Origin of the sequence: Devosia sp. (genome assembly GCF_036406155.1) — a bacterium.
Lineage (GTDB): Bacteria > Pseudomonadota > Alphaproteobacteria > Rhizobiales > Devosiaceae > Devosia_A.
The window spans coordinates 44,757-61,061 of sequence record NZ_DASWVV010000248.1 but is presented as its reverse complement, the minus strand read 5'-3'; the positions used below and the strand labels follow the sequence as shown (position 1 = coordinate 61,061).

Here is a 16,305-nt window from a genome sequence, read left to right as displayed (position 1 = left end):
GCTCCCGAAGATCATTGGAAAGAGGTCTCATCAGATGCTGGCCTCCTCACCAGTCAGCATCTTGAATCACAAACACCCCAAAACCGGAATCCCCTGCGATTCAAAAAAGAGCCGAACCGCTCTAGCCTCGGCGCTGCAGGAAGCCGCCAAGATAGGCGGCGATGTCGCGGCTGTGCGAGGGCAGCGCCACCGACGCCACGGCCTGCTCGATGACAGCGTCCGGCGCCTTGCCGCGGCGCAGTTCGGCCAGCGCCAGGGTGTAGTCGTCCTCGAATTCGGGGTGCGGCTGCAGGCTGACGGCGGCGCCGTTGCCGTAGAGCAGCCCGGCATGGGGCGTGAATTCGGAGGCGAGGAAAGTCTCGGCATCGGCGGGCGGGGCAATCACCTGGTCCTGGTGCGAACAGGCAATCGCCAGGGCCCCGGCTTCGGTGGCCAGCAGGGCCGGCCGGCGGCGCACGGCGTAGACGTGGCGACCGAGGCCCCAGCCCTTGTCCGACTTGCGCACGTCGCCGCCCAGCGCATCGGCCATGATCTGATGGCCGAAGCAGACGCCGAGCATCGGCGTGCGCGCTGCATAGGCAGCGCGGATGAAGGCTCGCAGCGGCTCCATCCAGGGATAGTGCGTGTCATACACCCCAGCCGCCGAGCCGGTGACGATGATGCCTTCGAGCCTCGCCGGATCGGGGAAGGGCGCGCCGTCCAGCACTGGCACGGTCTCGTAGTCGAACGTCACCCCGGCCGCTGCGAACATGCGGCTGAACATGGGCGGGTAAGCGCCGAAGCGCGGACGCAGCGGCGCCGGGACGTCGCCGGTCTGGATGATGGTGAGCTTCATGGGTCGTCTGCCGGGCTGTGCGGCACAGATGCTATCGTTCGCCGCCGGATGCAAGGCCCTTCGCCCCGGCCTTGCGCCGGGGCGGCATCAGGCGGGGGTGAATGCGAGCGCCAGCCCGTTCATGCAGTAGCGCAGCCCGGTCGGCGGCGGGCCGTCGGCGAAGACGTGCCCGAGATGGCCGCCGCACCGGCGGCAGTGCACCTCGGTGCGTGCGTAGCCGAGCTTGTAGTCGGTGGATTCGCCGACGGCATTGGCGAGCGGCTGGTAGAAGCTCGGCCAGCCGGTGCCGCTCTCGAACTTGGTGGCGGCGTCGAACAGGGGCAGGGCGCAGCCCTTGCACGAGAAGGTGCCGGGGCGGTGCTCGTCGTTGAGCGGGGAACTCCACGGCGGCTCGGTGGCCTCCTCGCGCAGCACCGCATAGGACGGCGCATCGAGCAGCGCCCGCCACTCGGCTTCGGTCTTTTCGATCTCGAACGGTCCCTCGGCGGCAGCGAGGGGCGCGTTGGGCCGCAGCGTCGCCGCCGCGGTGCCGAGCGCCAGCGCGGCCGTGCCGCCGAAGAGGAACAGACGCCGGGTCAGGGCCATGACGCATTCTCCCGAAACGTGTTGGCCCCGCGCCGAAGCGCGGGGCCGGCAGCTCCAGCTAAGCACCGGGGCGGTCCTGCTGCACCTCAAAACCGCGTGTCATCCGACGGGATCGGAGTGCACGCCCCTGGTTTACGACTTGGGCAGCAGCACCTTGTCGATGACGTGGATGACGCCGTTGGACTGCAGCACGTCGGCGATGGTCACCGTTGCCGTGCCGCCGGTCTCGTCGGTGAAGGTGACGGTGCCGCCCTCGGCCCGTGCCTGCAGCTTGCAGCCGCCGACCGTGTCGATCTCGGCGGTCCCGCCGGCATCGGTGGCGAGCTTGACGACGTCGGCGGCGAGCGCCTTGGCGGGGATCACGTGGCAGGTCAGGATGGTGGTGAGCTGGGCCCTGTTCTCGGGCTTGAGCAGGCTCTCGACCGTACCGGCCGGCAGCGCCTCGAAGGCGGCATTGACCGGGGCGAGCACGGTGAACGGGCCGGCGCCCTTGAGCGTCTCCACCAGGCCGGCGGCCTGCACCGCGGCAACCAGGGTCGTGTGATCGGCCGAATTCACGGCATTGTCGATGATGTCCTTGTCTGCGGACATGGCCGCGCCGCCCACCATCGGGTTCTCGGCGTAGGCCACGCCGGCCAGCGCAGACACGCCGAGCAGCGCAGCGAGGGCAAGGGCACGCACAGGGGAGGTCTTCATTTCGTCTGGTTCCTTCCGTTGGGGTCGTCCGCCGTCCTTGCGGGGACTGGCAGAGCTACGGAGGCCTGTTCGAAAAAGTTTCACCGCCCGCGCCGGCGGAGCGGCGCCTCAGATAGGGGTCGCTGTCCCGAGCGCCACGACCGGCCCCTGGGCGACGCCGGTCGGCGAGCCGCCCTTCTGCTCGAGCGTGACCGCCAGTACGGTGCCCGGCGCGAACTTGGAGCGTGCCTGCGGGTCGAGTTCGATCTCGCTGCGCTGATCGACCGGGATGACCCCCATCGACACCGCCGGCTCGTCGCCCTTGATGTACCAGAGCTCGTAGTCCTTGTCCGGAATGGCCTGCCCGGACAGGCCCGTCAGCCGGACTTCCCCCGTCGCCGCATTGTAGAGCGCCACGAACTCGACGCCGAAGCCTTCCTGCGCCTTGATCGCCGCGACCAGTTGGGTGGCGAACTGCGTGGGATCGATCGGCGGGGGCTGCATCACATTGAATCCGACGGCGACCGCCGCCACGGCAATGCCGCCGGCAGCGAGGCTGCGCCAGAGCGCGAGGCTGTCCCAGAGCCCGGACCGGTGGCGGGCCGCGGTGCCGAACAGGCGCGCCTCGAGCTGTTCCAGCACGCGGGGCGGCGGCGGCTCCTCGCGGAATTCCGCGTCGAGGCCGGACAGCTGGCTGCGCCACAGCTGCAATTCGGCGCGCAGGGCCGGCTCGGCGGCAATGCGGCGCGCCATCCTCTCATGCTCGGCCGCGTCCAGCAGCCCGAGCGCGTACTCGCCGACGAGGACCTTGTCCTCGCCCGAGCCGTCGCTTTCGTGGCCCTGTGTGCTCATGCCGACAGACACTCTCTCAGCTTCAACAGGCTGCGGCGCAGCCAGGTTCGCATGGTGTTGAGCGGAACACTATGACGCTCCGCCAGCTCGTCGTAACTATAGCCGTCGAGATAGGCGCCGCGCACGGCGTCTGCCTTGTCGGCATCGAGTGCGCCCAGGCAGGTCTCGATACGCGAACGCTCGCTGCCGGCGACGGCGGACTGCTCGGGGTCCGGCGCCTTGTCGGCGACCTCGAGCGCCGCGTCGAGTTCGTCGGCCAGCGGCTTGCGCGCACGGAGCCGGTCGAGGCAGTGGTTGCGCGCCACCGCGACGAGCCAGCTGATCGGGCTGTAAGAGCCGGCCACGTAGCGGTCGGCCCGCTGCCAGATCTTGACATACACCTCCTGCAGCGCCTCCTCGGCCTCGGAGCGATCCCTCAAGATACGCAGCACCACACCGAAGAGTTTCGCGCTGGTGCGGCCGTACAGGGTGCGGAAGGCCGCGCGATCGCGCAGCGCCGTCCGCGCCAGCAGTTCGGAGATCTCGGTGCCGGGGCTGTTCATCTGCGCAGTTCTAGCGGCTGGCTTTGCGGCTGCCTATCCCCCGCACGGCGGCAATGGTCGATTTCGGCGGCAACGCTTTGGCAAGCCTGTACGCGGTTGCCTGCCACCCACACGCAAAATCGCTTTCGCTGCCGGCCGAATGCGCTATACGACGTTCGACCAACGAGCATGAGCGCCATGGCCGATCTAGAATCCTTTTCCCGCGACGCCGCCATCCTGTCGCAAGCCCTGCCCTACATGCAGCGCTACGAGGGCAAGACCGTCGTCGTCAAGTATGGCGGCCACGCCATGGGCGATCTCACGCTCGGCCAGGCCTTCGCCCGCGACATCGCGCTGTTGAAGCAGTCCAAGGTCAATCCCATCGTGGTGCATGGGGGCGGGCCGCAGATCGCCTCGATGCTCAAGAATCTCGGGATCGAGAGCAAGTTCGAGGGTGGCCTTCGGGTCACCGACCAGCGCACCATGGAAATCGTCGAGATGGTGCTGGCCGGCTCCATCAACAAGGAGATCGTGGCGCTCATCAACGCCGAGGGCGAATGGGCCATCGGGCTGTGCGGCAAGGACGGCAACATGGTGTTCGCCAGGAAGGCGAACAAGGTGGTGCGCGACCCCGGCTCCAACATCGAGCGCGTGCTCGATCTGGGCTTCGTCGGCGAGCCGGTCGAGGTCGACCGCACGCTGCTCGATCTGCTCGCCCGTTCCGAGATGATCCCGGTGATCGCGCCGGTGGCGCCGGGGCGGGACGGGGCCACCTACAACATCAATGCCGACACCTTCGCCGGGGCCATCGCCGGTTCGCTCGGGGCCAAGCGCCTGCTGTTCCTGACCGACGTGCCCGGCGTCCTCGACCGCGACGGCAAGCTCATCCCCGAGCTGACCGAGGGCGAGGCCCGCGAACTGATCGCCGACGGCACTATTTCGGGCGGCATGATCCCCAAGGTCGAAACCTGCCTCGAGGCGCTGGGCAACGGCGTCGAAGGCGTCGTCATCCTCAACGGCAAGACCCCGCACGTGGTGCTGGTGGAGCTGTTTACCGAGCACGGCGCCGGCACGCTGATCGTGCGCTGAGGCGACCGCGGCGGGGCTGGGTCTCAGCAGCGCGCATCTGCTGCCGCCGCCAGCGACCGCGCCAGCCGCTCCGCCACCGGGCCCGCCGTGTGCAGCGCGCGCTCGGGATAGACGATCTCGACAGCCGCGTAGCGTCTGCCTTCGCACAGCGCGATCATCCGCGCCTCGAGGCGCATGCCGTTGCGGCGGCCGGCCCAGCCGGCCCATGCCGGCGCCACCCGCTCGCCGGACAGCAGCCAGCCCTCGGCGCGCGCGGCGTCCATGATCGCGGCGACCGTCGCCTCATACCCGTCCCCGGGTGTCGAACCGCCCCATGTGCGCAGGCGCTGCGTACCATCGACCGAGGCGAAGAGATGACCGGCGCCGTCGTCCCGTCCGGCGATCGCGGCAAAGCCGGGCGGCACGCCGAAGACATAGCCGTAGCGGGTGTCCTCATAGGTGCCCCAATCGGCGGCAAGCACCCAAGTCGAAAGGCAGAAGACGATGGCCAGCAGCAGGGAAGCGCGCATGCCGCCGATACTGCCCGCCGGCGCGGAGGCGCACAACGCCGGAAGCGCACGGCGTCCTGCAGGGCGCCGTGCGCCGATGCGTCAGGTCCCGCGCATCAGGCAGCCGCCGGCAAGCACGATGAAGGCCAGCAGCAGCACCCAGAAGGCGTAGGCAGTCACGAAGGGTATGGAAACGAGGACTCCGAGGATCGCGATTACCGCAATGATGACGGAAATCCAGAACACGGCTTGACTAGGCGCACTCAAATTCATGGAAGCCTCCCTGAACAGACACCAAGCAACCGAATCATATCCCCATGGGGCGTGCGTGCAACCGGCCATCACTTTGTTTGCACAAGTGATCTGCTCCTGCCACAAGTCAACGCCGATGGCCGGCAGAGGGGTGGCCGTGCCGCCATTCGGCCCAGGACTGGCTCAGGATCTGGTAGGACGAGTTGAGGAACAACGCGGCCATGACGCCGGCGACGATGAGGTCGGGGATGCCGGTGTTGAGCACGAAGACAAACGCCGCCGCGACCACCACCGCGATATTGCCGATGGCGTCGTTGCGCGAGCACAGCCACACCGAGCGGACATTGGCGTCGCCGTCCCTGTAGGCCATGAGCAGCATGACCGAGGCGACGTTGGCAGCCAGCGCCATGAGTCCGACAAGGCTCATCAGTTCGGCCTCCGGCACGCCCAGCACGAAGAACTGGTAGAGCGTCGTGACAGCTACCCACAGCCCCATCGCGAACAGGCTCAATCCCTTGAGGAAGGCGGCGCCGGCGCGCACCCGACCCGGCTTGCCGATGGCCCAGAAGCTCAGGGCATAGGTGAGGCCGTCGGCGAGGAAATCGAGGGCGTCGGCCTTCAGCGCCTGCGAGCCGGCGAGTTGCCCGCCCAGGAGTTCGACCACGAACATGGCGATATTGATGGCGGTGACCAGCAGCAGCCGCCGCTTGTAGTCCTCGTTGAGCCCGTCGAAGGTGACGGCGTGATCGTGGTCGGCGCCCATCGGCCTGCCCCTGCAATCCCTATCCCGAGATTCATGTAATCCCTCTGGTCACTAGAGGTTCAAGGGTGGAAATGGGGGGCTATTCGATCGGCGACCTGGCCCGGCAAGCGGGCGTCAAGGTGCCGACCATCCGCTACCATGAACAGATCGGCCTCGTTGGCCGCGGGCCCGTACCCCGGGCAACCAGCGCTGCTACGACAAGGCCGCGCTCGAGGGGCCGCGCTTCATCGCCCATGCCCGGGCCATGGGTTCCCTCATGGAGTCGGTCAAGGTCATGTTGCGGCTGAGCCGGCACGCCGGGTCTGTCTGCGCCGATCTCGACGGGTTGGCCCAGGGGCGGCTGGCCGAGGTCGGCGAGCGGATCGAGTGGCTGAGGCGGTTGCGCGGCGGACGCGCCGCTATGCTGGAGAGCCACCGCCACGGTACCGTCGGCGAGTGCCGCATCATCGAGGTGCTGTCCGACCATGACGAGTGCGCCACCGAGCACTGAGCCCGCGACGGCTTCACACCACCACGATCCCCGAATGCTTGGCCTTGTGCTCGGGCTCGACATGGATGGTGATCAGCGCATCGGCCTCCTGCTCGCGCAGCTTGCCTTCGATGCGATCGCAGATGGCATGGGCGTCGGCGACGCTCATGGCGCCCGGGACCACCAGGTGGAACTCGATGAAGGTCATGCGCCCGGCCTGGCGGGTACGGATGTCGTGTGCCTCGATGGCACCGTCGGCGTTCGAGGAGATGAGTTCGCGGATTTGCGCGAGGCGGGCGGGATCCACTGCCACGTCCATCAATCCGATGACGCTCTGCCGGATCAATTGCCATCCCGACCACAGGATGGTGAGCCCGACCAGCACGGCGAGGATGGCGTCGAGCTGGACCCAGCCCGTTGCCGCCGCCACCAGGACGCCGACCAAGACGCCGACGGTGGAGATGACGTCCGTGGCCAGGTGCCGTCCGTCGGCGCTGAGCGCCGGCGAGCGCTCCCGCCGCCCCAGCCGCACCAGCACGTAGGCCCATGCGGCATTGACGGCGGAGGCGGCGATGCTGACGCCGAGCCCGAGCGGGTCGGGGTCGAAGGGATGCGGCGTGACCAGCCCTCGCCACGCCTCCGAAAAGATCACCAGCGCCGCCACCGCGATGAAGATGCCGATGACCACCGCGGAGAAATACTCGGCCTTGTGGTAACCGTAAGGCAGGCTGGCATCGGCCGGCCTCGCGGCGAGCTTGACGGCCACCAGGGCGACGATTGCCGTCACCACGTTGACCACGCTCTCGAGTGCGTCCGAGAAGAGCGCCAGCGACCCGGTCGCCCACGCCGCGTAGCCCTTGAGTGCGAGCACCAGCAGCCCGACGGCAAGGCTGCCATAGGCGACGCGGGTGACGAGCGGAGCGGCCGACTTGCGCATGGGGCGGCAATACGCTTGCACGCCGACGCTGGCAAGGCAGTGAATCTGCGAGTGATTTTGAGAAGCGTTTTCAACATTGCCGTACCCGCCAGGGCTGCGGCCTTCGAATCGTTGCTTTGCCGCGCCCGACCCCCTAGAACCGTTCCCGGCGCAGCGTTCCTCGAGGACTGAAACAGAGTCCGGTGCGGTCGACCCAAACCGGGGACCAGATCCGGAGCTGCAGAAGAATCTTTGTGAACTCTGCCTCCAAGCGAAGCAGGCTCCCGGGACCGGCGGCGGTCTTCGGGCGAAGCCAGCCCAGACACGAGGCGAGAATGACTTTGCCCCTCCCCTTGCCGGACGGAACCGGCGTCATGCTGTGCGGCCATGGCAGTCGCAACCGGCTGGCGGTCGACGAGTTCGCCGTGCTGGCCGAACGGCTGCGGGCGCGGCTCCCTGGCGTGCCGGTGGAGCATGGCTATCTCGAGTTCGCCAATCCGGTGCTGCACCAGGGGCTCGATCGGCTGCGCGCCAAGGGGGTACGGCGCGTGCTCGCCGTGCCCGGCATGCTGTTTGCGGCCGGCCACGCCAAGAACGACATCCCCTCGGTGCTCAACACCTATGCCGCCGCCCATCCCGGCTTCGAGATCACCTACGGCCGCGAGCTTGGTGTCGACCCCAGGATGCTGCGCGCTGCCGGCGACCGCATCGAGGCGGCGCTCGCCGCCTCGCCCCGCCCGCAGGTGACGCGCCATGAAACGCTGCTGCTGGTCGTAGGCCGCGGCGCCTCGGATCCCGACGCCAACTCCAATGTCGCCAAGATCATGCGGCTGCTCTGGGAGGGCATGGGCTTCGGATGGGGCGAGGTCGCCTATTCCGGCGTCACCTTTCCGCTGGTCGCCCCCGCGCTCGAGCATGCCGTCAGGCTGGGCTACCGGCGTATCGTCGTCTTCCCTTACTTCCTGTTCACCGGCGTCTTGGTCAAGCGCATCTATGCTGCCACCGAGGACGCGCAGGCCAGGCATCCGCAGGTCGAGATGCTGAACGCCCCCTACCTCGGCGACCATCCGCTGGTCATCGACACGTTCATGGCGCGCATCGAGGAGATGCTGGTCGGGCAGAACCTCATGAACTGCTCGCTGTGCAAGTACCGCGAGCAGGTGCTCGGCTTCGAGGCAGAGGTCGGCCTCGCCCAGCAGAGCCACCATCACCACGTGGAAGGCATCGGCGGCGGGCTCGAGAATTGCCCCTGTGGCGGCGACTGCGATTCATCCTGTCGCGACGAGGAATTCTGCAAGGCGCACGGTCTCGAGTGGACGCCGCTTCATGGCCACGACCACGGGCACGGACATGGGCACGGGCACGGACACGGCCATCACCATCATCATCACGGCCACGCGCTGCTGGCGGCACAGCCGGCGCCGCTCGCCGGTTTCGCCGCGCCGCACGACCATGAGCACGACCATGCCGGCCACCACCATCATCCCTATCCGCATGCGGACCATCCGCTCGGGCCGCTGACCCTGCCCAAGGTGCCGGGCCGGCTGGCGCGCAAGGAACGGCAGGGGTGATGCCATGCTGTACGAACGCGATCCGGCCACGATCTACCGGCAGAGCTTTGCCGCCATCGCGGCGGAAGCCGACCTCGGACGCCTGCCGGAAACGCTTCGAAGTGTCGCGACGCGGATGATCCACGCCTGCGGCATGACCGACCTCGTGGACGATATCGTCGCGGACCCGCTCGCCCCGGGCGCAACTGCGGAGGCGCTCGCCGCCGGCGCGCCGGTGCTGTGCGACTGCGAGATGGTGCGCGCGGGCGTGATCCGCCGGCTGCTGCCGGCCGACAACGACCTGGTGCTCAGTCTCAATGAGCCGGAGGTGCCGGCGCTTGCCGGGCGCCTGGGAACGACGCGCTCGGCCGCCGCAGTCGAGCTGTGGCGCCCGCGGCTCGCCGGCGCCGTCGTGCTGATCGGCAACGCGCCCACGGCGCTGTTTCATCTGCTCGAACTGCTGGACGACGGCGCACCGCTTCCCGCCGCCATCATCGCCACCCCCGTCGGCTTCGTCGGCGCCGCCGAAAGCAAGGCGGGGCTGGTGCGGGATCCCCGCGGCGTGCCCTATATCACCGTCAGGGGGCGGCGCGGCGGCTCGGCCATTGCCGCCGCTGCGCTCAACGCCATTGCCATGGGGGCGGCCGCATCATGACGGCCTGGCTGCACATCGTGGGTGTCGGCGAGGGAGGCGTGGGCGAGCTGCCGGCCGCGACGCGCCTGCTCGTCAGCTTTGCCGAAGTGGTGATCGGCCCGCCGCGCTTCCTCGCCGACCTCGAGCCCATCATCGCCAGCCATTCCCACCCCGAACTGTCGAGCCCCGACGAAGTCAGGCAGCGCAGCCTCGAGGCGGTGGCCCGGGCCCTGCTCGACGACGGTGACGGTCCCGAGGAGCCCGTCGCCACCGACATCGGCGACCATCGGGTGCTGATCGAGTGGCAGCCGCCGCTGGCGAACATGGTCGAGCAGGTCCTGCGCCAGCGCGGCAAGCCGACGGTGGTTCTGGCCAGCGGCGACCCGATGTGGTTCGGCATCGGCGCGTCGCTGGCGCGCCATCTCGACGCCGAGGAATTCGTCATCCACCCGCTCGCTTCCTCGTTCCAGTTCGCGGCGGCGCGGCTGCACTGGCCGCTGCAGCACGTCGCCACGATTTCGCTGCACGGCCGGCCCCCTGAGGGCATCCACCCCTTCATCCTGCCCGGGCACCGCGTGCTCGCGCTCACGTCGGACGCCGGGACGGCGCGGCACGTCGCCGATGCGCTCGTCGCCCGCGGCTACGGGCAGTCGCGCATGACCGTGCTGGAAAATCTCGGCGGCCAGGACGAACGCATCACCGAGACGGCGGCCGAACTCTTCGAAGCCGACAGCATCGGCGATTTCTACGTGCTGGGGATCGACTGCGTCGCCGACGTTTCGGCACCCCTGCTGCCGCCGGTGCCGGGGTTGCCGGACGAGGCCTTCGTCACCGACGGCCAGCTCACCAAGCGCGAGGTGCGGGCGGCAACCATTGCCCGGCTCGCGCCATATCCGGGGGCCCTGTTGTGGGATGTGGGGGCCGGCTGCGGTTCGATCGCCATCGAATGGATGCGGGCCGCGCGCGACGCCGAGGCGATCGCCTTCGAGCGCGAGGGCGAGCGGTTGCAGATGATCGCGGTCAATGCCGCCGCGCTCGGCGTTCCGACGCTCAGGATCGAGAACGGTGAAGCGCCGGGGAGCCTCGCCGGCATGCCGGCGCCCGATGCCATCTTCCTGGGCGGCAACGTCGCCGACGACGCGCTGTTCCAGGCCTGCTGGAACGCACTCAAGCCGGGCGGCCGGCTGGTGGCCAACGCCGTGACGCTGGACGCCGAGGCGGCGCTCTACCGCCGCCAGGCATGGCTGGGCGGGGATCTCGTCCGCATTGACGTCGCGACGCTCGACGCCATCGGCACCCAGCACGTGCTGCGGCCCCGCCTGCCGGTCACGCAATGGGCCGTCGTCAAGCCCGAGCAGTGGCTGGCGGCCCAGCCATGAGCGGGACGCTTGCCCTTGTCGGCGTCGGGCCGGGCGACCCGGAACTGTTGACGCTCAAGGCGGCCCGTATCCTCGCGGAAGCAGGCGTCGTCGCCTTCCCGCAGACGGACGCCGGGGCGCCGCTGGCGCTCGAAATCGCGCGCGGCCACCTCAACGCCGCGGCGACGCTGATCCCCGTGCCCTTGCCCATGGCCATCGAACGTGGCCCCGCGCAATCCGCCTACGACGCCGCGGCGGCGGCAATCCTCGCCCATTTGCAGGCGGGGCGGGACGTTGCCTTCCTGTGCGAAGGGGACCCGCTGTTCTATGGCTCGGCCATGTATCTGCTGACCCGACTCGCGCCGCGCGCGCCGGTCGTCGTCGTTCCCGGCGTCACCTCGCTGACCGCCGCCGCCGCGGCCATAGCCCGGCCGCTGGCCGCCCGCAATGAAACGCTGAAGGTCCTGCCGGCGCCGCTCCCCGACGCGGTGCTCAGGGCCGAACTCGACGCCGCTCCGGCGGTTGCCATCATCAAGGTCGGTCGCCATTTCGACCGTGTCCGAGCGCTGCTCGAGGAGAGCGGGCACGCATCCGCCGCCGTGGTCGTCGAACACGCGACCACGCCGAGGCAGCGGGTCACTCCGCTGCGTGCGGTGGCTGCTGGAAGGCGGCCCTACTTCTCGACCATCCTGTGCTACGCGGGGGCCGAGGACTGGGGGCAGCAGGAGGGCATCGCATGAAGCCGGCGATCATCACCTTCGTCGCCGCGGGCGCCGATCTGGCGCAGCGGCTTGCCGCCCACACCGGCGGTGTCGTGCATCGTTGCGGCATCCATGGCGACGACGCCAGGGCGCTGCTGCCCCGGCTGTTCGCCGAGGGAACGCCGATCATCGGCATCTGCGCCGCCGGCATCCTCATTCGATTGCTCGCCCCGGCCCTGGGCGACAAGACAGAGGAGCCGCCGGTGCTGGCGGTGAGCCAGGATGGCAGCGCCGTGGTGCCGCTGCTCGGCGGTCACCGCGGGGCCAACCGGCTGGCCCGCGAGCTGGCCGAAGCGCTCGGCGGCCATGCCGCGCTCACCACCGCCTCGGACGCCAGGTTCGCCCGCGGCCTCGACGAGCCGCCGCCCGGCTGGGTGCTCGCCGATCCGGCGGACGCCAAGCCGGCCATGATGGCCTTGCTCATCGGCGCCAAGATCGCGCTCGAGGGCCACGCTCCGTGGCTCGCGGAAGCGGGCTATCCTGTTTCCTCCGCCGGAGCCGTCAGGGTGCTGGTGACCGAGCAGGTGCTGAAGGTCGATCATGGCCTGGTCTATCATCCGAGGACGCTGGTCGCCGGCGTCGGCTGCGCGCGCGGCGCCGCCGCCCAGGAGGTGATCACGCTGATCGACGCGGCGCTGCGCCAGGAGAACCTGTCGCCACAGGCGCTTGCGGCCATCGCAACCCTCGAGATCAAGGCCGACGAGGCGGCCCTGCATGCGGCCGCGGCGCATTATGGCGTGCCGCTCAGGCTGTTCAGCGTCGACGAACTCAACCAGGAGCGCTACCGCCTGCTCGATCCCTCGGCCGTGGTCGAAGACGAGGTCGGCACCCCCAGCGTCGCCGAGGCCGCCGCGCTCAAGGCGGGCACGCTGGCGGTGCGCAAGCTCAAGTCCGAGCGCGTGACCTGTGCCATCGGGCGCGCGCCGCGCCCGCTCGATCCTGCCGCGCTGGGCCGCGGGCCGGGACAGTTGCACCTGGTCGGCATCGGGCCGGGGGACAGCGCCTTTCGCACGGCTGCGGCGGTGCGCGCCCTCGATGCCAGCAGCGACTGGGTCGGCTACGGGCTCTACCTCGACCTGATCGCCGATCTGCGCGTCGGCCAGCAGGAGCATCGCTTCGGGCTGGGCGACGAAGAGCCACGGGTCCGCCTTGCGCTCGAACTCGCCGCCACCGGCAGGACCGTGGCTCTCGTCTGCTCGGGCGACGCCCAGATCTACGCCATGGCGGCGCTGGCCTATGAACTGCTCGATGCGGTGGGTACGCGGGCGTTGAGCGAGGCGGCGCGGCGGGTGGCGGTCGAGACGCATCCCGGCATCTCGGCGTTCCAGGCCGCCTCCGCCGCGGCCGGGGCGCTGATCGGGCACGATTTTTGCTGCATTTCGCTCTCCGACCTGCTGACTCCCCGCACCGACATTGTCCGGCGGCTGGAGGGGGCCGCCAGGGCCGATTTCGTGACCGCCCTCTATAACCCGCGCTCGCAACGCCGCACCGATCTCATCGAGGTGGCCAAGGAACTGTTCCTGGCCGAACGGCCGGGCAGCACGCCGGTCATCGTGGGCCGGAATCTGGGCCGGCCCGAACAGCGGGTGACGGTGACGACGCTGGCCGAATTCGATCCCCAGACCATCGACATGCTGAGCATCGTGCTCATCGGCGCCTCGACGTCGAGGGCCTTCGCCCGCGGCGATGGCCGGACCGTGGCATTCACGCCCAGGGGCTACGAGAGGAAGGGGCCCAGGGATGCGGGATAGTGCTCGATCTCTGGCTCCCCTCCCCCTTGAGGGGAGGGGATGGGGGTGGGGGTCCATCGGCGAACCATTGCCCCACCCCCTCCCTCGATCCCTCCCCTCAAGGGGGAGGGAAGCGCTGACTGACAGTGCCCGGAGCGCCGAATGACCGTCTATTTCATCGGCGCCGGGCCGGGCGCGGCCGACCTCATCACCGTTCGCGGCCAGCGCCTGATCGAGCGCTGCGAAGTCTGCCTCTATGCCGGCTCGCTGGTTCCTGCCGAGATCGTCGCCGCAGCCCCCGCCGATGCCCGCGTGCTCGACACCGCGCCCATGCATCTCGACGCCATCATCGCCGAGATCGAGGCGGCCCATGCCCGAGGCAAGGACGTGGCGCGGGTGCATTCGGGCGATCCCTCGATCTACGGCGCCATCGCCGAGCAGATGCGCCGGCTCGACGCGCTCGCGATCCCCTATGAGGTGGTGCCCGGCGTTCCCGCCTTTGCCGGGGCGGCGGCACGGCTGATGACCGAACTGACATTGCCCGAGATTTCCCAGACCATCATCCTGACCCGCACCTCCGGCAAGGCCTCGGCGGTGCCCGAGAGCGAGCGGCTCGAGGTACTGGGGGCAAGCCAAGCGACGCTGGCCATCCACCTGTCCATCCGCAACCTCAGATATGTCGAGGAGGCGCTCATCCCGCATTACGGCGCCGACTGCCCGGTGGTGGTCGTCTACCGCGCCACCTGGCCCGACGAGGAGATCATCGTCACCACCCTGGGCGAAATGCGCGGTCGCGTGCGCGAGGAGAAATTCACCCGCACGGCGCTGATCTTCGTCGGCAGAGTGTTCGGAGCGGAGCAGTTCCGCGACAGCCGGCTCTACGATCAGCATTTCGCCCACGTGCTGCGCAATGCCGGCAAGAAGAAGCAGAGGGCGGCAGAATGAGCCCGTCACTCCCGCTCGAGATGCAGTGCCGCTATGGCGCGCCCGACGGTGGGGACCTCGTGCGCCGGCGGCAGCTGCGGGCGGGCGATCATCAGCACCGCGACGCGCAGCTGTTGCGCCGCCTTGAGTTTGGCCTCGGTCTGCACGCCGCCCGAATTCTTGGTGACGAGGTGGCTGATGCCCTCCTGGCGCATCAGTTCGGTCTCCGCCCCGACGAAAAAGGGCGGCCGGGCGAGGAGCGAGCGGGCGGTGACCGGCAGCGGCTTTTCCGGCGGCTCGATCGAACGGACGACGAAGCTGCAGTCGGTGCGCCTGAGGAAAACGTCGAGGTTGCGGTGGCCGACGGTGAGCAGGACCCGGGCGCCGGCCGGCAGGGCGTCGGCGGTCGCCTCGGCGTTGGGCATGTGGTGCCAGAAGGCGTATTGCGGCTCGATCCAGACCGGGCGGGTCAGCCGCACCAGCCTCACCCCGGTCAAGCGCGATGCCTCGACCGCATTGGTGGCCATGCGGACCGAATAGGGGTGGGTGGCGTCGACCAGCCGCCGGAAGCTGTTGGCGAGCAGATAGTCGGCGAGGCCTCGGCCGCCGCCGAAACCGCCGGCGCGGATTTCGCCACCGGGCCGCAAGGGGTCGGTCGTCCTGCCGGCATAGGAGGTGGTGACGTCATGGCCCATTGCGACAAGGGCATCCGCCAGCGTCCGCGCCTCTTCCGTGCCCCCCAGGATGAGGATCTTCATTCCCTAGCCGCTTTCCCCCACTATCGCGCCCGACCGGTCCACCACCATCACGTCCACGCGGCTCGCCGGCCCGACGCGCTGCTGTGCCTGTTGCCGCGCTCGCTCCGCCACCGCTTCGGCGAGGGCAATTCCAGCCGCCGCGGCGATGGTCAGCACTTCGTTTGCGGTATTCGCCGCCGTGACGCGTTCGACGTCTTGGCGTCCGAGGCCGCGTTCTTGCAGCATTTCGGCAAGAAAGGAAAGATCAACTGTCGATCTTCCCGAGTGCAGGTCCATTTCGCCCTGCGCGAGCTTGGTGATCTTGGCGAAACCCCCGGCAATAGTCAGCCGCGCGACCGGGTGGGCCTTGAGGTATTTGAGCAGGCCACCGGCAAAATCGCCCATGTCGAGATAGGCCTCTACGGGGAGCTTGAGGCGGGCCATCGCCGCCCGTTCCGAGGCATCGCCGGTCGAGCCGACGACATGGGTGAGCCCCAGGGCCCGCGCCACGTCGATGCCGCGGTGGATGGAGTGGATCCAGGCGGCGCAGGAATAGGGGACGACGATGCCGGTGGTGCCCAGGATCGACAGTCCGCCGAGGATGCCAAGCCGCGGGTTCCAGGTCTTTTCCGCCAATGTCTCGCCGTCGCGCACCGAGACGGTTACGGCAAAGTCCGGCGCAATGCCGTGCGCCGCCGCCAGTTCCGCGACCACGCCGGTCATCAGCCGACGCGGCACCGGGTTGATCGCCGGTTCGCCGACACCCAGCGGCAGGCCCGGCTTGGTCACTGTTCCCACGCCCTTGCCGGCGCGGAACGTCACACCCGCGCCGGGGGCGCCGGCGCCGACTCGCGCCAGGACCAGCGCGCCATGGGTCACGTCAGGGTCGTCGCCGGCGTCCTTGACGATGCCGGCCTCGGCATAGCCGGCGCCGCGCGCTTCGTACGCCAAGGCGAAGCTCGGCGTCTGCCCACCGGGGAGGGTGATGCTCACCGGGTCGAGGAAATCGCCGCCCAGCAGCGCCGCCAGGGCCGATTTCGTTGCCGCCGTGGCGCAGGCACCGGTGGTCCAGCCGCGCCGCAGCGGCGTGCCGTCCGGTCGCAGCCGGGGCGGGTTTTCGCCATTCTCTGGGTCCATGGCGCCGATCTATATCTGCGCAGCGCCAC

General features: G+C 69.3%; 20 protein-coding genes. 9 read left to right on the top strand and 11 right to left on the bottom strand.

The window, feature by feature from the left end:
• Window positions 1–121: 121 nt before the first annotated feature.
• The 5 genes from VGD93_RS17425 to VGD93_RS17405 all read right to left on the bottom strand — a co-directional run bounded on the left by VGD93_RS17425 (window position 122) and on the right by VGD93_RS17405 (window position 3,489).
• Window positions 122–835, bottom strand: coding sequence for a glutamine amidotransferase-related protein (locus VGD93_RS17425; RefSeq protein WP_395013437.1), 714 nt, complete (start codon window positions 833–835; stop codon window positions 122–124).
• A gap of 87 nt (window positions 836–922) precedes the next feature.
• A complete protein-coding gene (gene msrB, locus VGD93_RS17420) occupies window positions 923–1,414 on the bottom strand; it encodes a peptide-methionine (R)-S-oxide reductase MsrB (RefSeq protein WP_395013439.1) in 492 nt (163 codons plus the stop codon).
• A 138-nt stretch (window positions 1,415–1,552) separates the two neighbouring features.
• The gene (locus VGD93_RS17415) at window positions 1,553–2,116 is read right to left on the bottom strand and encodes a fasciclin domain-containing protein (RefSeq protein WP_395013436.1); all 564 of its coding nucleotides are present in this window, start codon (window positions 2,114–2,116) and stop codon (window positions 1,553–1,555) included.
• Between the two features lie 108 nt (window positions 2,117–2,224).
• Window positions 2,225–2,947, bottom strand: a complete 723-nt coding sequence (locus VGD93_RS17410) for an anti-sigma factor (RefSeq protein ID WP_395013435.1) — start codon at window positions 2,945–2,947, stop codon at window positions 2,225–2,227.
• Window positions 2,944–3,489, bottom strand: coding sequence for a sigma-70 family RNA polymerase sigma factor (locus tag VGD93_RS17405; RefSeq protein ID WP_395013434.1), 546 nt, complete (start codon window positions 3,487–3,489; stop codon window positions 2,944–2,946). The genes VGD93_RS17410 and VGD93_RS17405 overlap by 4 nt, the downstream gene beginning before the upstream one ends.
• A 177-nt stretch (window positions 3,490–3,666) precedes the next feature.
• Between VGD93_RS17405 and argB the strand changes: the two genes are divergently transcribed.
• Window positions 3,667–4,557, top strand: coding sequence for an acetylglutamate kinase (gene argB, locus VGD93_RS17400; protein ID WP_395013433.1), 891 nt, complete (start codon window positions 3,667–3,669; stop codon window positions 4,555–4,557).
• Between the two features lie 23 nt (window positions 4,558–4,580).
• Here the strand turns inward: argB and VGD93_RS17395 are convergent, their stop codons facing one another.
• The 3 genes from VGD93_RS17395 to VGD93_RS17385 form a co-directional block, all read right to left on the bottom strand.
• The gene (locus VGD93_RS17395; protein ID WP_395013432.1) at window positions 4,581–5,066 is read right to left on the bottom strand and encodes a hypothetical protein; all 486 of its coding nucleotides are present in this window, start codon (window positions 5,064–5,066) and stop codon (window positions 4,581–4,583) included.
• 81 nt (window positions 5,067–5,147) lie between these two features.
• Entirely contained in the window at window positions 5,148–5,318 is a 171-nt protein-coding gene (locus VGD93_RS17390; protein WP_395013431.1) for a hypothetical protein, read from the bottom strand.
• A gap of 106 nt (window positions 5,319–5,424) precedes the next feature.
• Entirely contained in the window at window positions 5,425–6,060 is a 636-nt protein-coding gene (locus VGD93_RS17385) for a cation transporter (RefSeq protein ID WP_395013430.1), read from the bottom strand.
• A 71-nt stretch (window positions 6,061–6,131) separates the two neighbouring features.
• On the opposite strand from VGD93_RS17385, the gene VGD93_RS17380 reads away from it, so the two are divergent.
• Both VGD93_RS17380 and VGD93_RS17375 read left to right on the top strand, forming a co-directional pair.
• Window positions 6,132–6,347, top strand: a complete 216-nt coding sequence (locus VGD93_RS17380) for a MerR family transcriptional regulator (RefSeq protein WP_395013429.1) — start codon at window positions 6,132–6,134, stop codon at window positions 6,345–6,347.
• Entirely contained in the window at window positions 6,287–6,550 is a 264-nt protein-coding gene (locus VGD93_RS17375; RefSeq protein WP_395013438.1) for a MerR family DNA-binding protein, read from the top strand. The genes VGD93_RS17380 and VGD93_RS17375 overlap by 61 nt, the downstream gene beginning before the upstream one ends.
• A gap of 13 nt (window positions 6,551–6,563) precedes the next feature.
• Here the strand turns inward: VGD93_RS17375 and VGD93_RS17370 are convergent, their stop codons facing one another.
• The gene (locus tag VGD93_RS17370; protein WP_395013428.1) at window positions 6,564–7,466 is read right to left on the bottom strand and encodes a cation diffusion facilitator family transporter; all 903 of its coding nucleotides are present in this window, start codon (window positions 7,464–7,466) and stop codon (window positions 6,564–6,566) included.
• A gap of 314 nt (window positions 7,467–7,780) precedes the next feature.
• On the opposite strand from VGD93_RS17370, the gene VGD93_RS17365 reads away from it, so the two are divergent.
• From VGD93_RS17365 to cobM, 6 genes are all read left to right on the top strand, one after another.
• Window positions 7,781–9,016, top strand: coding sequence for a sirohydrochlorin chelatase (locus tag VGD93_RS17365; RefSeq protein WP_395013427.1), 1,236 nt, complete (start codon window positions 7,781–7,783; stop codon window positions 9,014–9,016).
• Between the two features lie 4 nt (window positions 9,017–9,020).
• Window positions 9,021–9,650, top strand: a complete 630-nt coding sequence (locus tag VGD93_RS17360) for a precorrin-8X methylmutase (protein WP_395013426.1) — start codon at window positions 9,021–9,023, stop codon at window positions 9,648–9,650.
• Window positions 9,647–11,008, top strand: coding sequence for a precorrin-6y C5,15-methyltransferase (decarboxylating) subunit CbiE (gene cbiE / locus VGD93_RS17355; protein WP_395013425.1), 1,362 nt, complete (start codon window positions 9,647–9,649; stop codon window positions 11,006–11,008). The genes VGD93_RS17360 and cbiE overlap by 4 nt, the downstream gene beginning before the upstream one ends.
• Window positions 11,005–11,727, top strand: coding sequence for a precorrin-2 C(20)-methyltransferase (gene cobI / locus VGD93_RS17350; RefSeq protein WP_395013424.1), 723 nt, complete (start codon window positions 11,005–11,007; stop codon window positions 11,725–11,727). Before cbiE ends, cobI begins: the two co-directional genes overlap by 4 nt.
• A complete protein-coding gene (locus tag VGD93_RS17345) occupies window positions 11,724–13,499 on the top strand; it encodes a cobalamin biosynthesis protein (protein ID WP_395013423.1) in 1,776 nt (591 codons plus the stop codon). The genes cobI and VGD93_RS17345 overlap by 4 nt, the downstream gene beginning before the upstream one ends.
• A gap of 141 nt (window positions 13,500–13,640) precedes the next feature.
• Entirely contained in the window at window positions 13,641–14,423 is a 783-nt protein-coding gene (gene cobM, locus VGD93_RS17340; RefSeq protein ID WP_395013422.1) for a precorrin-4 C(11)-methyltransferase, read from the top strand.
• A 5-nt stretch (window positions 14,424–14,428) separates the two neighbouring features.
• Here the strand turns inward: cobM and VGD93_RS17335 are convergent, their stop codons facing one another.
• Both VGD93_RS17335 and VGD93_RS17330 read right to left on the bottom strand, forming a co-directional pair.
• Window positions 14,429–15,160: a cobalt-precorrin-6A reductase gene (locus VGD93_RS17335; protein ID WP_395013421.1), complete on the bottom strand. Its 732-nt coding sequence runs from the start codon at window positions 15,158–15,160 to the stop codon at window positions 14,429–14,431.
• A gap of 3 nt (window positions 15,161–15,163) precedes the next feature.
• Window positions 15,164–16,276 (bottom strand): cobalt-precorrin-5B (C(1))-methyltransferase, encoded by a 1,113-nt coding sequence (locus tag VGD93_RS17330; protein ID WP_395013420.1) that lies wholly within the window; start codon window positions 16,274–16,276, stop codon window positions 15,164–15,166.
• Between the last annotated feature and the right edge of the window lie 29 nt (window positions 16,277–16,305).

Coding starts and splice junctions, on each gene's coding strand:
- cobI (WP_395013424.1), top strand. CDS start 11,005: ATGAGCGGGACGCTTGCCCTTGTCGGCGTCGGGCCGGGCGACCCGGAA.
- VGD93_RS17365 (WP_395013427.1), top strand. CDS start 7,781: ATGACTTTGCCCCTCCCCTTGCCGGACGGAACCGGCGTCATGCTGTGC.
- VGD93_RS17345 (WP_395013423.1), top strand. CDS start 11,724: ATGAAGCCGGCGATCATCACCTTCGTCGCCGCGGGCGCCGATCTGGCG.
- argB (WP_395013433.1), top strand. CDS start 3,667: ATGGCCGATCTAGAATCCTTTTCCCGCGACGCCGCCATCCTGTCGCAA.
- cobM (WP_395013422.1), top strand. CDS start 13,641: ATGACCGTCTATTTCATCGGCGCCGGGCCGGGCGCGGCCGACCTCATC.
- VGD93_RS17330 (WP_395013420.1), bottom strand. CDS start 16,276: ATGGACCCAGAGAATGGCGAAAACCCGCCCCGGCTGCGACCGGACGGC.
- VGD93_RS17360 (WP_395013426.1), top strand. CDS start 9,021: ATGCTGTACGAACGCGATCCGGCCACGATCTACCGGCAGAGCTTTGCC.
- VGD93_RS17385 (WP_395013430.1), bottom strand. CDS start 6,060: ATGGGCGCCGACCACGATCACGCCGTCACCTTCGACGGGCTCAACGAG.
- VGD93_RS17370 (WP_395013428.1), bottom strand. CDS start 7,466: ATGCGCAAGTCGGCCGCTCCGCTCGTCACCCGCGTCGCCTATGGCAGC.
- VGD93_RS17415 (WP_395013436.1), bottom strand. CDS start 2,116: ATGAAGACCTCCCCTGTGCGTGCCCTTGCCCTCGCTGCGCTGCTCGGC.
- VGD93_RS17390 (WP_395013431.1), bottom strand. CDS start 5,318: ATGAATTTGAGTGCGCCTAGTCAAGCCGTGTTCTGGATTTCCGTCATC.
- VGD93_RS17425 (WP_395013437.1), bottom strand. CDS start 835: ATGAAGCTCACCATCATCCAGACCGGCGACGTCCCGGCGCCGCTGCGT.
- VGD93_RS17380 (WP_395013429.1), top strand. CDS start 6,132: ATGGGGGGCTATTCGATCGGCGACCTGGCCCGGCAAGCGGGCGTCAAG.
- VGD93_RS17335 (WP_395013421.1), bottom strand. CDS start 15,160: ATGAAGATCCTCATCCTGGGGGGCACGGAAGAGGCGCGGACGCTGGCG.
- VGD93_RS17410 (WP_395013435.1), bottom strand. CDS start 2,947: ATGAGCACACAGGGCCACGAAAGCGACGGCTCGGGCGAGGACAAGGTC.
- cbiE (WP_395013425.1), top strand. CDS start 9,647: ATGACGGCCTGGCTGCACATCGTGGGTGTCGGCGAGGGAGGCGTGGGC.
- VGD93_RS17405 (WP_395013434.1), bottom strand. CDS start 3,489: ATGAACAGCCCCGGCACCGAGATCTCCGAACTGCTGGCGCGGACGGCG.
- VGD93_RS17395 (WP_395013432.1), bottom strand. CDS start 5,066: ATGCGCGCTTCCCTGCTGCTGGCCATCGTCTTCTGCCTTTCGACTTGG.